10 protein-coding genes and 1 pseudogene are annotated in these 14,666 nt (G+C 66.6%); 6 read left to right on the top strand and 5 right to left on the bottom strand.

Annotated elements, in window-relative coordinates; genetic code table 11:
* The first annotated feature begins 148 nt into the window (after positions 1-148).
* Entirely contained in the window at positions 149-994 is an 846-nt protein-coding gene (locus tag RMP10_RS01820; RefSeq protein WP_309672428.1) for a polysaccharide deacetylase family protein, read from the top strand.
* Between the two features lie 15 nt (positions 995-1,009).
* Here the strand turns inward: RMP10_RS01820 and RMP10_RS01815 are convergent, their stop codons facing one another.
* Together RMP10_RS01815 and RMP10_RS01810 are read right to left on the bottom strand one after the other, a co-directional pair.
* Complete coding sequence (locus tag RMP10_RS01815) at positions 1,010-1,318, bottom strand: carboxymuconolactone decarboxylase family protein (RefSeq protein WP_171227658.1); 309 nt, start codon at positions 1,316-1,318, stop codon at positions 1,010-1,012.
* Between the two features lie 83 nt (positions 1,319-1,401).
* A complete protein-coding gene (locus RMP10_RS01810; RefSeq protein ID WP_310568778.1) occupies positions 1,402-1,995 on the bottom strand; it encodes a hypothetical protein in 594 nt (197 codons plus the stop codon).
* Between the two features lie 381 nt (positions 1,996-2,376).
* Here RMP10_RS01810 and rho point away from each other — a divergent pair, with 381 nt between their 5' ends.
* Positions 2,377-4,398, top strand: a complete 2,022-nt coding sequence (rho, locus tag RMP10_RS01805; protein WP_310568777.1) for a transcription termination factor Rho — start codon at positions 2,377-2,379, stop codon at positions 4,396-4,398.
* 278 nt (positions 4,399-4,676) lie between these two features.
* Positions 4,677-6,899, top strand: a complete 2,223-nt coding sequence (locus tag RMP10_RS01800) for a methyl-accepting chemotaxis protein (protein ID WP_310568776.1) — start codon at positions 4,677-4,679, stop codon at positions 6,897-6,899.
* A gap of 28 nt (positions 6,900-6,927) precedes the next feature.
* Here the strand turns inward: RMP10_RS01800 and RMP10_RS01795 are convergent, their stop codons facing one another.
* The 3 genes from RMP10_RS01795 to RMP10_RS01785 form a co-directional block, all read right to left on the bottom strand.
* Entirely contained in the window at positions 6,928-8,319 is a 1,392-nt protein-coding gene (locus RMP10_RS01795; protein ID WP_310568775.1) for a dipeptidase, read from the bottom strand.
* Between the two features lie 86 nt (positions 8,320-8,405).
* Complete coding sequence (gene crcB / locus RMP10_RS01790) at positions 8,406-8,795, bottom strand: fluoride efflux transporter CrcB (protein ID WP_310568774.1); 390 nt, start codon at positions 8,793-8,795, stop codon at positions 8,406-8,408.
* The gene (locus RMP10_RS01785) at positions 8,792-10,375 is read right to left on the bottom strand and encodes a glycosyltransferase family 39 protein (RefSeq protein WP_310568773.1); all 1,584 of its coding nucleotides are present in this window, start codon (positions 10,373-10,375) and stop codon (positions 8,792-8,794) included. The genes crcB and RMP10_RS01785 overlap by 4 nt, the downstream gene beginning before the upstream one ends.
* A gap of 22 nt (positions 10,376-10,397) precedes the next feature.
* On the opposite strand from RMP10_RS01785, the gene RMP10_RS01780 reads away from it, so the two are divergent.
* The 3 genes and pseudogenes from RMP10_RS01780 to RMP10_RS01770 all read left to right on the top strand — a co-directional run.
* Complete coding sequence (locus RMP10_RS01780) at positions 10,398-12,455, top strand: thioredoxin domain-containing protein (protein WP_310568772.1); 2,058 nt, start codon at positions 10,398-10,400, stop codon at positions 12,453-12,455.
* 147 nt (positions 12,456-12,602) lie between these two features.
* Positions 12,603-14,312, top strand: coding sequence for an Ig-like domain-containing protein (locus tag RMP10_RS01775; RefSeq protein ID WP_310568771.1), 1,710 nt, complete (start codon positions 12,603-12,605; stop codon positions 14,310-14,312).
* 103 nt (positions 14,313-14,415) lie between these two features.
* Positions 14,416-14,666, top strand: a pseudogene (locus RMP10_RS01770) (hypothetical protein); the annotation flags it as partial.

The following is a 14,666-nucleotide window of genomic DNA, read 5'->3' as shown; positions in this document are numbered from 1 at the left end:
GGCCATGGCGCGCGCGCACTCTCGTGCAATCCTACGGCCTGAGCGCCCGGAAAGTGCCAAGGTTCAGCCTGCTGCTCCGAAGAAAGCGCAGCCCGTGAAAGCGAGCACAGCGCCAACCGGTCCGCGCGTACCGAACGAGCTCGGACGTATGCCGATTGTGGAGTGGCATCAGGTCGTCGCCGCCGACGGAACGTACAAGGTGTCGCGCGAACGGTTCCGCGCCGAGCTGGCCGAGCTGCATACGCGCGGCTACGTGCCCGTGAATCTCTCGGAAATGCTCGACAAGACGATGGACGTCCCGGCCGGCAAGACACCGGTACTGTTTACCTTCGACGATGCGTCACCGAGCCAGTTCCGGTACATCGAGCGCAACGGCGCGCTGGTGGTGGATCCCACGAGCGCCGTTGGCATGTTGCTCGACTTCATCAAGACGCACCCCGACTGGAAGGCCAAGGGACTCTTCTGCATGCTGCCGGCGGCCGAAGCCGGTCATGCCTTCTTCGGCGACAAGGGCATCGACGGGCAGAAGACGGAGTGGCGCTTGAAGAAGGTGCAGTTCCTGGCGCAACAGGGCTTCGAGCTGTGCAACCACACGCTGTGGCACGCGAAGCTCAGCAAGTACTCCGATGCCGTCGTGCAGGAACAGCTGGCGCGTGGCGCGATGGCGATCGACTCCGCCGTGCCCGGCTACAAGGTGCGCGGGTTTGCCCTGCCCTACGGCTTGTGGCCGAAGAACCGCGCGCTTGCGTTCAACGGTTCTTGGTACGACAAAAAGAGCAAACGCGACGTACGCTACCGCCACGAGGCCGTGTTCGAAGTGGCCGGTGGTCCGGCGCGCAGTCCGTTCGATCCGGAGTTCAACCCGAAATCATTGCCCCGGGTGCCGCTGCAGGGCGGCACCAAACTCTCGGCCACGCTCGATCAGATGGACAAGCCCGGCAAGTGGGCGCGCTACGTGTCCGATGGCAATCCGAAGACGATCGCCAAGCCGTAGCGCGGTGGCCCCTGGTCAGCCGCGCATCTTCTCGGCTTCATCCCAGCGATCGACGGCGCGGCGCAGATGCGGAATCACAATGCTGCCACCGACGATGAGGCCGATGCTCATGGTTTCGAACACTTCGTCGCGACTGACGCCCTCTTCGGCGCAGCGTACAATGTGGTAGGTGATGCAGTCGTCGCAGCGCAGCACCAGCGACGCGACGAGGCCCAGGAGCTCCTTCGTCTTCACGCTCAATGTTCCGCCTTCGTAGGCGCGACCGTCGAGATTGAAGAAGCGGTTGATGACGAGATTGTTTTCGCCGAGGATACGCGTGTTCATGCGCTCGCGGAACAGGCGGAACTCGGCCAGCGCGTCACTTTCGACGTGGTCGTGCGGCGGGGTGTTGGGCGTCGGCGCGTCGGTCACAGCGAATAGTTGCGAAGGGTGGTGAGTGCGGTTTCCAGCGCGGCGCGCTGCTGCTCGGTGGGCGAATTGGCCCACAGCTCTTCGTAGGCAGCAATGGCAAGGGCCAGCGCTTCCTTGTCGTGCTCGGCGGCGGCCAGCGAACTTGCGTTGTCGGCCAGCGCGGCCTTGGCCAGCTGGTCTTCGGGGAAGCGTTGCGTCACCTGAAGCCAGCGAATCGTACGATCGCGCTGATTGGATTCGGTCAGCGCCCACATGTGCCACGCGCCGCGATTCTGGGGATCGGACGCCAGCGCCCGGTTGGCCAGCTCGCCCACGACCTCGGGTCCGCGACCGGAGAGCCAGTAGGCGTTGGCCAGGATGACGAGGGCGCGGGCGTTGGTAGGCTGCTCGTCGACCACACGCTCATACAGCGGGCCGGCCACTTCGGGCATATGGAGCCACGGTTCGGCAGCGGCGACGAGGGCATCTGGCGTGACCGTGGCGCGGAGCGTGTGCAGGCGCTCCATCAGAGCGCCGACGTTTCCGGAAGCTTCGTAGGCGCCCACTGCATCAGCGAGGGCGGCCGGGAGGTCGAGAGGAGGTGCGATCATGGTGGAAAAGTAGACAGGTCCGGTGATCTGGTCAGGTCACAGCCACGATTAATGGGTTGCGCGATTGGGGAAGGATCGTAATACTCCTGATGTCACGCGCTGCTTTTCGAAGTGTGTGTGACGAGCCCACCGACATCGGCTGGCTGCTCCCGGGTCCCAGACCCCGCGGTACCGGAAGGCAAGTACGACTTTTCCGGCAAGTGCGACGGCACGACTCTTCCCGTCCAAAGCGACCCGCAATATCCGCGCTCTCCGCGCATCTCGAGCCCGACATGGGCATCGAACATTCGGCCCGTTGCATCGCATGTCTTCATGCCTGCGGCGGCGTCGCGCTCCCTTCCAGATCGGAACGGAGCCCACTGTACCACTCGCAGTTTTCGAATGACCGAACGCAAACGCCCCATTCGCCGCAGCCGCACCAGTGCCGCGCCGTCCCCCGATTCCGGTGGGGACGACAATCCGTATCTCGATGCACCGTCGGCGCCCGCGCCGAGGGATGCCGCGCCACCGCCGCCGACGGCCGGCGCGCCCGAGGAAGCGCCTCGACCGCGCCGTGGTCGGCCACCGCGTCGCCCCGCGGCCGAAGCCGCCGGCGACGCGCCGGCCAGCGTCGAGCGGGACGCTCCGCCGACTCCGCCCGCCCCTCGCGCCGAATCGCGCCCGGAGCCGCGCGAACCCCGCAGCGAACCCCGCGTAGAGCTCCGCCCGGAGCCGCGATCCGCGCCTCGACCGGAGTCCCTGGCTCCGCCCTCCTTTTTCGATCCAGCGGCCGAGCGGCCTCGTCTGGACAGCGCCGATCGATATGATCGCGCCTTCGATCGCCCCGCCAACCCGCCCGCCAGTAGCGCCAGCGGCGCCAGTAGCGCCAGCAGCGCCGAACGCCCCGAGTCGCGCCCCGACCGCCCATTCGGCGACCGCCCCGAACGACCGGATCGCCCCGACCGCGGAGGCCGTCAGCGTGACCGTGGCCGTCATCGCCATGAGCGCGGCGATCGCGGACCGCGCGGCGAACGCCCCGACGTCGTCGGCGGCGCTCCGGCTGGTGGTCAGGCCGCCCCGCCAGACCGACCTGATCGCGGATCTGATCGTGGACCTGATCGCGGACCTGATCGCGGTGGCGACCGCAACAGCCCGGATCGTGGCGGAGATGCCGCCTTCCGTCGCAATGGACGACGCGGCCGTAACCGCTTCCGTCGCGGAGGGGCCGCCGGTGAAGGTCGTCCGCCGCAGGGCGTTGACGGCGGCGTGGAACGTGCGCCGTCGGTGCCGTCCACGCCCACGGTGGTGGAAGGCACGATGTCCGGCTGGTTCGATGCCTCGCGCGATGGCGGCTTTCTGCGTCGCGCGATCAACAGCTACCTGCCCGACCCCACCGATCCATTCGTTCCGCCGGCGTTGGTGCGCCTGCATCAGCTTCGTCGTGGCGACAAGCTCGATGCCACGTTCGGTCGCGATCCACGCGGTCGTCAGGCCATCATCGAAGTACAGCAGCTCAACGACGGCTCGCCCGTCGTGCTCGAGAAGCGCTCCGATTTCAACACGCTCACGGCCAGCTATCCCGACCGGAAGCTAACGCTGGAAACGGGTCGCCCGGCCAAGACCGGCCCCGAACTCACGCGTCGCGCGATCGACTTGATTGCACCGATCGGCTACGGACAGCGCGCGCTCATCGTGGCACCGGCCCGTGCCGGTAAGACCACGCTGCTGCAGGCGATCGTGGAAGGCGTGGCGATCAACCATCCCGAGTCGGCGCTGCTCGTGCTCCTCGTCGACGAGCGTCCGGAAGAAGTGAGTGAGATGATCACCTGGGGCTACGGCGAAGTCGTGGCATCCAGCTTCGACATGCCGCCCAAGCGGCACGTGGAAGTGGCCGAGATGACGCTCGAGCGCGCGCGCCGCATGGTGGAACAGGGCAAGGATGTCGTGATCGTGCTCGACTCGATCACCCGTCTCGCTCGCGCCTACAACACGGTGGAGCGTGGCACCGGCCGCACGATGTCCGGTGGACTCGACAGCAACGCGATGCAGAAGCCGAAGGCATTCTTCGGATCGGCCCGTATGATCGCGCCACAGCACGGCGGTGGCTCGCTCACGATCATCTCCACGGCGCTGGTCGAAACCGGCTCGCGCATGGACGACGTGATCTTCGAGGAGTTCAAGGGTACCGGCAACTGCGAGATCAAGCTCGATCGCTCGCTCGCCGACCGTCGCATTTTCCCGGCGTTCGATATCGGCACCAGCGGCACCCGCCGTGAAGAGAAGCTCTATCGCCCCGATCAGCTCGAGAAGGTGCACCTGCTGCGTCGCGGTCTGCATCAGCTCCCGCCGCAGGCGGGGATGGAGTGGCTTATCAAGCGTATCGCCGCCACCACGAACAACGACTCACTGCTCGACGGACTCTGAGCGACGGCAGTGGTTCGGACACCGCGGGGCGACGGGAGCATTCGTCGCCCCGCAGTGCGTTCGGCCGGTGCCAGTGCGTGTCACACCGGCGATGGGGACGAGTCGCCTACCGCTCGGCCCCGTTTGCGCGAATGGCGTGACAGTTGTGCCGGGAGTGTGACGATTCGAATCGAGTGTTCAAGTGCCGTGGGGGAAACTCCGATACCTCTACACGAGACGTGCCCGGGCGACGAAGTCCGAGCCGGCAGCCCACCGTGTAGCTCCTCGCAATTCCTCAAATGTTTCGAACTCTGTCACTCCGGGCCAAGATCCTCGCCCTCCCCGTCGTTGCCGCCGTCGGTTTTCTCACGACGCTGGGCACCACGTTCGTGCTTGGCAGCCGATCACAGGCGCAACTCGAGCGCCTCGAGCTGCAGGAATCTCCAGCGTTCGAGACCAGCCAGAAGATGCAGTCGCAGCTCGAGGTGTATCAGCGTGCGCTGCGCGACGCCGTTGGTGCCAGTGACACCGGCGCCGTGGCCAGCGCCGATAGCATCGCCAAGACGTTCGCGATGCTGGCCGACTCGCTCGCTCGCAACAAGAGCGTCAATTCGGACTCCGTCCTCGCCCTGAGCACCGAGTTCAAAAGCTACGCGGCGCAAGCGCGCTCGACGAGTATGGGGATGATCTCCGGCTCAATGGAAGACATGATGGGCGGCATGCAGGGCGTGAAGACCAAGTACGCCGCGCTCGCGAAGTCCCTGCAGCAGCAGACCACCGAACGGCAAGCGGCGATCGCCGCCGCGTTCGGGACGGCCCGCACGTTGCAATCGACCACACGCCTGGTGACGAGCGTGGTGCTGATCATCGCGCTCGTCGCGCTGGCACTGCTGGCGGTCGGCACGCTACGCAGCATCATCGGCGCGATGCAGAAGCTGTCGACGGCAGCCAACGAGATTGCACGCGGCAAGGTGGAACAGCAGATCGACATCACGTCGAATGACGAAATCGGCGCGCTCGCCGGCGCGTTCCGCGAGATGCTGGACTACATCGGCGGCGTGGCACGGGCGGCGGATCGCTTGGCCGCCGGCGATCTGACATCGAAGGTCGACGTGCGCTCGGAGCACGACGTGCTCTCGAAGAGCATCAATGGCGCCGCCGAGACGCTGCAGGGCATCGTCGGCGAGATCAACAGCGTGATCGACGCGGCCAAGCACGGCGATCTCGCCAAGCGCGGCAATCCGGAGCAGTTCCGTGGCGCGTATCAGCAGCTGATCTCGGGCACGAACGAGATGCTGGACTCGGTGGTCGAGCCAATCAGCGAAGCGAAGGACGTGCTGGCGCGAGTCGCCGCCCGCGACCTTTCGGCGCGCGTGACCGGCGAGTACGTGGGTGAGCATGCCGCGATCAAGGATTCACTCAACACGGCGCTCGAAAACATCGCGGAAGTGTTCGCGTCGCTCACCACCGCGATCAGCCAAGTGAACTCGGCGGCCCGTGAGATCGGTGAAGGCAGCCAGGAACTGGCGAGTGGCGCGGCCGATCAGGCCGGCGCGATCGATCAAGTCTCGAACCGCATCAAGGTGGTGGACGACCGCACGAAGGCGAACGTGGCCGACGCCAACGAAGCGCGGGCGGCCATGGAACGTGCGAATGTGGATACGGAGCAGGGCGTGGAACGGATGACGGCGCTGGCGGAAGCGGTGGCCGAGATCAAGCGGTCTGCCGACTCCACGGCGAAGATCGTGAAGACGATCGACGAGATCGCGTTCCAGACGAATCTCCTCGCGCTGAACGCGGCCGTGGAAGCGGCGCGTGCCGGCGACGCGGGCAAGGGCTTCGCGGTGGTGGCCGATGAAGTGCGCAGCCTCGCCATCCGCGCCTCGGAAGCGTCGCGGAATACGGCGACGCTGATCGAAGAGTCGGTACAGAAGGCTGAGACGGGCGTGAAGCTGAATGAGAGTGTCACGCGTCGTCTGCATGAGATCCGCAGCGGTGTGCAGCGGGCCTCGGCGATCATGAACAACATCGCCGAGGGTGCGGCCGAGCAGCAGAAGGAGCTCGCCGAAGTCACATCGTCGATGGATCAGATTGCGGGACTCACGCAGCGTACGGCGGCCAACGCCGAGGAATCGGCCAGTGCCGCGGCTGAGCTGTCGGCGCAGGCCGCCGAGATGCAGGAACTCGCGTCGCAGTTCGACGTGGGCGAGCGCGACCATCGCAGCGAAGGCGGTCAGTCGGTTACATCGGCGTCACGTCGTCAGGCTGCGTTGAACGGTTCGCCGGCCTTCTCGTCACCGCGGCCGGCGGCTCCGCGATCGGCGCCAAAGGCGGCCCCAAAGGCGGCCCCGAAGGCGGCTCCGAAGGCCAAGTCATCGGCTCGACCGGCGGCCAAAGGGCTGGTGAAGTCGCGCGCTTCGAGCGCGCACACGTCAGACGATGTCTTCCCGATGAGTGCCGCCGCGATGATTCCGTTCGACGACGATGACAATGGCTCGGACGACATCCTCGGCTCGTTCTGAGTCTCGGTGATGCCCTGATTGCATTGGTTCAACGCGCCGCCGCCCGGTACTCGTCGAGTAGCGTGGCGGCGGCGCGAATGCCGCCCAGGTAGTTCTCGACACTGATCCACTCGTCGGGCGCGTGGGCGTTCTCGCCGGGCAGACCGAAGCCCATGAGTAGTACGGGTGCGCCAAGAATGCGTTCGAAGTCGCCGACCACCGGAATGCTCCCGCCTTCGCCGGTGATCACGGGCGCTCGCCCAAAGGCTGCTTCGAGTGCGCGCTTTCCCGCCTCGATGATCGGTCCCTTGAGATCGGCCCGCCACGGCCGACCGCCGTGCAGGTTCTCTACGGTCACGGTGACACCGGCCGGCGCCATGCGCTCCACATGCGCTTGCACGAGCGCGGCGATGACATCGGGGCTCTGATCGGGTACCAGCCGGAAGCTCACTTTCGCCATGGAGACCGCAGGCAACACGGTCTTGGCGCCTTCGCCGGTGTAGCCGCTCAGCATGCCGTTCACTTCGCACGTCGGGCGTGTCCACAACCGCTCGAGCGTGGTATATCCGGGTTCGCCGCCGAGTGCCGTGACGCCAACTTCGTGCCTGAGGTGCTCGTCGCTGAACGGCAGCTCGCGCATCTGCGCCAGGACGGCATCGGGGAACGGTCGCACACTGTCGTAGAAGCCGGGAATGGCGATGCGCCCGTCGGCGTCATGCATGGTGGCCAGGATGCGCGCGAGCGCCATGGCCGGATTCACCACCGCTCCGCCGTACATGCCGGAGTGCAGATCCCCGTTGGCGCCCCGCACGTTGATCTCGAGATATGCCATGCCGCGCAGCGAGGACAGGATGCTGGGAATACCGGGCGCGAACATGGTGGAGTCGGAGATCACGACGGCATCGCAGGCCAGCCGTGCTTTCTCGCGCTCGAGGAATTGCTCGAGGTTTTCGCTTCCGACTTCTTCCTCTCCTTCGGCGAGCACGATGACGTTGACGGGCAGCGTCCCGCGCACGGCGAGATGCGCCTCGAGCGCCTTGATGTGCAGGTACAACTGCCCTTTGTCGTCGACGGAGCCCCGCGCATAGATGCGGCCGTCGCGCACGGTGGGCTCGAACGCCGGCGACGTCCACAACTCGAGCGGCTCAGCAGGCTGCACGTCGTAGTGCCCATACACGAGCAACGTGGGCGCGTCGGGGCCGGCGTTGCGCCACTCACCGACCACGATGGGGTGTCCGGGCGTGGGCTCGATGGTCACGGTGAATCCGATCCGCGTCAGCGCATCGGCCACAAACTGTGCCGCCTCGGCGCAATCGGCTTTGTGTTCGCTGCGCGCACTGACGCTGGGAATGCGCAGGAAGGCAAACAGTTCGTCCTGCGCGCGCGCATCGTTGGCGCTGCACCAAGCGGCGAGATCGGCGGGAATCGTAGGAGTGGACATGATTGATGGTCAGCGTTTGCGTGAATTGCGGATTCTACGGGAGCAAGCGGTTTCGGCTCGTATCCAAACGCGGCAAACAGCAGCCGCTACCGCGCGGCGCGGCCGACCATGAGCCCGGCAAACGTAGCCAGGATGCCGGCGACGACACTTACCGCGATATAGAGACCCGCGCGCCCGGCTTTGCCTTGCTGCAACAGTGTGACCGTTTCGGCGCTGAAGGTGGAGAAGGTCGTGAAGCCACCGCAGAGGCCAACCGTGAGCGCCACGCGCAACACTTGATTGTGGTCGGGTGCATCGAACAGGCGCGCAAGCAGGCCGATACAGAAGCTGCCTCCCACGTTGATCAGCAGCGTTGATACCGGAAACCCGCTGTTCGCGGGCTGCAGCAGGACGCCGATGACGTAGCGCGCGACCGAGCCGGTCGCACCGCCCAGCGCGACGGCGAGCAGCATCGGCATCGTCAACGTGGCATTCACGGCCGCCTCGGCACATCGCGGGCAATGCGATATAACCAGATACGCCGCTCGGTCACGATGCCGTCGCCGCGGCGCAGCGGCACCGTGACACCGCGCTGTGACGCCGCGAACCACGCGCCCACGACGCCCGCCAGTGAATCGCCCTTGGCATCCGCGTCGAACGCGACCACGAGCCCGTCGCCCGGGCGGATCTTGTCGTACGCGCTCGCCCAGATGTCGTACTGATTCGTGCGGCCGCCGAGGTTGAGCGCAAAGACCGTTGGCTGATCGGGGAGGTGGAAAGCCAGCTCCGAAGCATCCTGGTAGCGATCGGCGGCCACCCACCGATCGACCGTGCCCTTCAGGAAGGCGCTCTGCCGGCTGTGCTCGACGGCCGCCGCGAGTGTTTCCCAGCCGTGCGCACGGGCAATCGGATCCTTGCGCGGCGGGATCGGCAGGATCGGGGTGGCCGCCTGCCACGCCACGATCGCGAGCAGAATCGCCGCAAACGCCTGACCTCGGTGCCACCATCGACCGTACGACCACGGCTTGTCGCTGGTGGCCAGCAGCATCATCGCGCCGGGATAAATCATCGCGGGCCAGTTCGCTTCCACCGACCGGCGCCACGCGCTGATCGCAAAGAACGCGAGCGGGGCCACCGAGATCACGGCCATGGCGAAACGGCGCGTCATCGGATCGGTGGGCGTCAAGTCGCCGCGCATGCGCCACCCGTCGCGCATCGCAAACCACACCGCACCCGCCATCAGCAGGAATAGAATCGGCGACGCGAGGCCGATCTGTCCGCCCAACATCTCGAGCTCACGCGAGAGCGGGTTGCCACGCGCGCTCGGGTTGAACCCATGGCCCAATTGAAAGCGGAACGACACCCAGTTGTTGAACGCATTCCAGGCCACCACCGGCGCGAACATCCCCAGCGCGATGATCGACGCCAGCCACGGGCCTGGCTCGGCGAAGCGCTTGCGCAACGCGGGATGCAGCACGCACGCAATCACCAACCCCATCGGCAGCAGTACCGCGGTGTACTTGGCCACAAACGCCGCGCCGAGGCCGACGCCGGCGACCGTCCACCAGCTGAGGCTACGCCAGGAGCGGAGGGGAGAGGCCAGTGCCCGCTCCACGCCGAGCAGGGCGAACATGGCACTCGCAAACAGCACGGCGTCGGGGGTGGCCAGTACGAGCCCCAGCGTCGCGATGGGAATGAGCGCCACCAGCATGGCAGCCCGCGTCGCCGCGCGCAGCCCTTCCGTGCCGCGACCGGCCAGCTGCCACGCGCACATGACGGCGGCCACGTGCATCAGCAGCGCGGCGATCGCCGGCCCGGCGCGGACGCCCATGGACGTCTGGCCGAAAAGGCGCGTGCCCGCAGCGATCAGGAACGCGATGCCGGGCGGATGGTCGAAATAGCCCGCCTCCAGTTGGCGGGACCACTCCCAGTAGTACGTCTCGTCGGGCAGCAGCGGGACCAGTCCCGACAGGCCCGCCCGTAGCACGGCTGCGACGAGAATCCAGCTCGCGGCTGACGTCCACGAGCCGGGAGGGGCGACGGGGGGCTTGGTGGCAAGGTCAACCGGTATCGTCATGGGCGCGGGGTAAGTTGCATACATGCCCAATCGTCTCGCTACCGAGTCGTCGCCATATCTGCGACAACACGCGGAGAATCCGGTGGATTGGTATCCGTGGGGCACCGAGGCGTTCGAGCGGGCGCGGGCCGAGCAGCGGCCGATTCTGCTGAGCGTGGGCTACGCCGCCTGCCACTGGTGCCACGTGATGGCGCACGAGTCGTTCGAGGATGCCGACACGGCCGCGCTGATGAATGCGCTCTTCGTGAATGTGAAAGTGGATCGCGAAGAGCGTCCCGACGTCGACGCGATCTACATGCAGGCGGTTCAGGCCTTGACCGGGCAGGGCGGCTGGCCGATGACGGTCGTGCTCACCCCCGATGGCGCGCCCTACTGGGGCGGCACTTACTTCCCGAAGGACGACCGTCACGGCATGCCGTCGTTCACCCGCGTGATTCAGGCCGTGGCCAACGCGTATCGCGATCAGCCCGACGCGATCGCGCGCACGACCGACGCCATGCGCGCGCTGTACGCAAACAGCAGCCGCCCGGCCGGACCATCCGGCACCGTTGACGCGGCGCTGCTCGAGCGCGCCTTCGCCCAGCTCGCCACGCGCTACGATCGCCCCCTCGGCGGATTCACCGGCGCGCCCAAATTTCCGCAGACGATGGCGCTCGACTTCTGCCTGCGGTGGCACGCACGCAGCGGCGACGCGCTGGCCCTCGAGATCGCGCATCGGTCGTTTGTGGCAATGGGGCGCGGGGGGCTGTTCGATCAGATCGGCGGCGGCTTCGCGCGCTACAGCACAGACGCCGAGTGGCTAGTGCCGCACTTCGAGAAAATGCTGTACGACAATGCGCTGCTGGTGCGGCTCGGCGTGCACCTCTGGCAGGTCACGCGCGACGAGGAAGTGCGTCGCATTACCGAGGCCACGATACGCTGGCTCGCCCGCGAGATGACGCTCGCCAACGGCGGGTTCGCCTCGTCACTCGATGCCGACAGCGAAGGCGTGGAGGGCAAGTTTTACGTGTGGACCGCCCACGAACTCGACGCGGTGCTCGGTGACGACGCCGCGATCGCCCGGGCGTATTGGCGTGTTCAACCTGGCGGCAACTTCGAGGGCCACTCGATCTTGCATGTGCCCGTCGCGCCGGCATTGGTGGCGGCGCGACTAGGCCTTCCCGAAGCGCAGCTGCGCTCCACGATCGAGCGGGCCTCAGGCGCCCTGCTGACGGTGCGAGAGCAGCGCGTGCGACCCGGACTCGACGACAAAGTGCTGGCCGGGTGGAACGCCCTCATGGCGCGCGCCTTGGCCGACGCGGCACGTGTGTGGCACGATCCGGCGGTGCGGGCACTGGCGGTGCGGAACGCCACGCTGCTCCGCGACCGGCTCGTGAACGCAGACGGACGCGTCACGCGGGTGCTGTCGGGGACGCACGGACTGAGCATCGGACCCGGGTTTCTGGAGGATCACGCCGCCGTCGCGCTGGCCTTTCTGTCGATCCACGAACTCACGCTCGACCCCGCGTGGCTGCATCACGCACGCCGCGTAGCCGACGCCATGCGGCTGCACTTCTTCGACGAAGGGACCGTCGCGTGGTACGACACGCCGAGCGACGGCGAAGTACTGATCACCCGCGTCCGGGAGTTGAACGACAACGCGACCCCGGCCGGGCCGTCGCTGGCACTCGAGGTCATGTTGCGATTTGGCGAGCTCGACGGGAATTCGGCGGCCCGCTCAGAGCCCCTGACGGCGATGGCGGCGCTGGCCGAGCCGATGAGCAAGTGGCCGAATGCGTTCGGATATCTGCTCGGGGTGGCGCAGCTCGCGATCGATGGTGCCGTGGCGGTGGCGTTGATCGGCGACCCGGACAGTGCAGGAATCCAGGCGCTGGCAGCCGCCGTAGCAGAGCAGTACCTGCCGACCCTGGTCCTTGCCTCAACGGGAGGCGAAACGGCCTCAGCGGCGCTTCTGGAGGGCCGAGCGGCCATCGGGGGCACCGCGACGGCGCATGTGTGTAGGAACTTCCGCTGTGCGATGCCGGTCACCGACGCGGCCACACTCTTGCAACAGCTCTGCACGCCGCTTGCCGTCCCGTGAACGATCGGTCAGGTTGTCCACAGCAGACTGATCATGCCAGCGCTGTGACGGTTACGGCTGGCGACGACCGCGCGTCCTATTTGGACGTCGCCGTCCGGGAGACCCTTCCGGATGGCTCATTCACTTTTGTTGACAGGACGGACCTGCATGCGGGTCTCTGCCCCCATTGCGAACATCCGCGCATCGCTGAGCACAACGCTTCGCGCGACGACAACCACGCTTGCCCTGTTGGGGTTGGCGGGTTGTCTCGATCTCAAGACCACCGCCGACGCCTGCACGGTCTCGGTGGCACCGGCTTCGCTGACGCTGCCGGTGAACGGCGCGTCGACGATCGTCGGCACCGCCTTCGATTGCAAAGGCAACTCGATCCGCAACAAGAAGATCTCGTTTTCTTCGAGCAACACGGCCGTCGCCACGGTCACGACCGAAGGCAACGTGATCGCCGTGGGCATTGGCGGAGCGACGGTCTCGGCGGTCGCCGACGGCAAGAGTGCATCGGTGCAGGTCACGGTGACGCCGGAAGCGGCGGCCAACGTCACCATTACGCCGTCTACGCTGACGCTGCGACGCACCAACACGCGGCAGTTGACCGCTACGGCGCGCAACAACCAGAACACGATCATCACAGGTAGAACCTTCCGGTGGGGCAGCAGCAATTCGTCGATCGTCTCGGTCGATCAGAATGGCTTGCTCACCGCGCTCACGCCGGGCACCGTGGTGATCACGGCGGAAGCTGATCAAACGACCGGCAGCGCCTCGGTCACCGTGACGGAAATCCCGATCGGCAGCTGCTCGCTGGCACCGACCACGTCCAAGCTCACGGTCTCGCAGAGTGTGGTGCAGGCGGTCACGCTGCGCGACACGGCGAACAACGTGATTTCGTCGCTGGGCCGCAACATCGCCTGGACCAGCGATAACGAAATCGCCGCGACGGTTTCCGGCTCCGGAGTCGTGACGGCGCGGAAGGCCGGCACGGCCCGCATTACGGCATCGCCGGTCGAGAACACGCAGGCCTCGTGCAGCGCGACCGTGGAAGCGGTCGACGCGCGCATTGTGGCAGCAGTGATTTCTCCGAAGCCCACGACGTTGCGTCGAGGCGTGGCGCGCCAGTTCAGCGTCGCCCTCTTCGACTCGGCCGGCGGCGCGATTCCGGCGGGCCGGACGATTACGTGGCGGAGCGTGACGCCGGCGACGGCCTCGGTTTCGGCCAACGGACTCGTGACGGGTGTCGCGCTCGGTGCCGCACGTATTGCCGTGAACGCTGAGGGGGCGGTCGATACGGTCTCGTTCTCGATCTCGAACATCCCGGTCGCGACCGTGCGCTTGTCGCCGCTGTCGCCAAGCGTGGTGCAGGGCGGAACGGTTCAGCTCAACGCGACGATCGAAGACTCCACGGGTACGGTCGTCACCGATCGGTTGGTAGATTGGACCAGCAGCGACCCCACGCGCGCGACCGTCTCGGCAACGGGACGGGTGACGACCACGGCGCCTGGTACGGTCACCATCACGGCCACCAGTGAAACGCGTTCCGGCACCGCGCAGGTCACGATTCAGCCGATTCCGGTGGACACGATCGTCGCGAGCAACTACACCGTGCCGCTGAACACGGCGACCAAGCAGTTCTCGTTCCAGCTTCAGGATGCGAGCGGCAGCCCCTTGTTCAATCGGAATCTGAACCTGTCGAACAGCAATCCGGGTGTCGCCACCGGAACGGTGAACGCCGCGACGCAGGTCATCACCGTGCAGGCGTTTACCGCCGGCACGACAACCTTCACGCTGCGTGCGCTAAACAGCAACAATCAACCCGAGGGCAAGACGACCACGGTGACCGTGACCATCACGCCGTCGACGCCGTAGGGAGTCGCCCGCGTCTGACGCAGGACGTAACTTGCACGACGGGGCGCTTCTCAACGAAGCGCCCCGTCGTTCGTTTCCCCCGGCTCCACCGGAGTGCCTGCCAATGAGCGCGTCGCCACCTGCCGCCCACACCAAGCCGTCGTTTCTTCGCGGGCTGTTTCAAGGCGAGATCGCCGAAGCGCTGCTCTTCCCCTATCCCGCCACGCTCGACGCGCGGCGCCCCGACGAAGCAGCCACGGTCCATCGGCTGATTGTCGCGCTGAACGACATGGTGGCGTCGGGGCTGATCGATCCGCGGCAGATGGATGAGAACGAGGCGCTGGGCGAGCCGGTCATCAAGGCGTTTGCCGAGGC

It is taken from the genome of Gemmatimonas sp., assembly GCF_031426495.1.
Taxonomy (GTDB): domain Bacteria; phylum Gemmatimonadota; class Gemmatimonadetes; order Gemmatimonadales; family Gemmatimonadaceae; genus Gemmatimonas.
Note: the sequence above shows the minus strand (reverse complement) of the source record. Positions and strands in the feature narration are given on the sequence as shown.

Bases quoted from the DNA above. Each gene is read 5' to 3' on its own strand.
- RMP10_RS01815 (WP_171227658.1), bottom strand. From the start codon at position 1,318: ATGAACACGCGTATCCTCGGCGAAAACAATCTCGTCATCAACCGCTTC.
- RMP10_RS01810 (WP_310568778.1), bottom strand. From the start codon at position 1,995: ATGATCGCACCTCCTCTCGACCTCCCGGCCGCCCTCGCTGATGCAGTG.
- RMP10_RS01780 (WP_310568772.1), top strand. From the start codon at position 10,398: ATGCCCAATCGTCTCGCTACCGAGTCGTCGCCATATCTGCGACAACAC.
- RMP10_RS01800 (WP_310568776.1), top strand. From the start codon at position 4,677: ATGTTTCGAACTCTGTCACTCCGGGCCAAGATCCTCGCCCTCCCCGTC.
- rho (WP_310568777.1), top strand. From the start codon at position 2,377: ATGACCGAACGCAAACGCCCCATTCGCCGCAGCCGCACCAGTGCCGCG.
- RMP10_RS01785 (WP_310568773.1), bottom strand. From the start codon at position 10,375: ATGACGATACCGGTTGACCTTGCCACCAAGCCCCCCGTCGCCCCTCCC.
- RMP10_RS01775 (WP_310568771.1), top strand. From the start codon at position 12,603: ATGCGGGTCTCTGCCCCCATTGCGAACATCCGCGCATCGCTGAGCACA.
- RMP10_RS01820 (WP_309672428.1), top strand. From the start codon at position 149: ATGCCGATTGTGGAGTGGCATCAGGTCGTCGCCGCCGACGGAACGTAC.
- RMP10_RS01795 (WP_310568775.1), bottom strand. From the start codon at position 8,319: ATGTCCACTCCTACGATTCCCGCCGATCTCGCCGCTTGGTGCAGCGCC.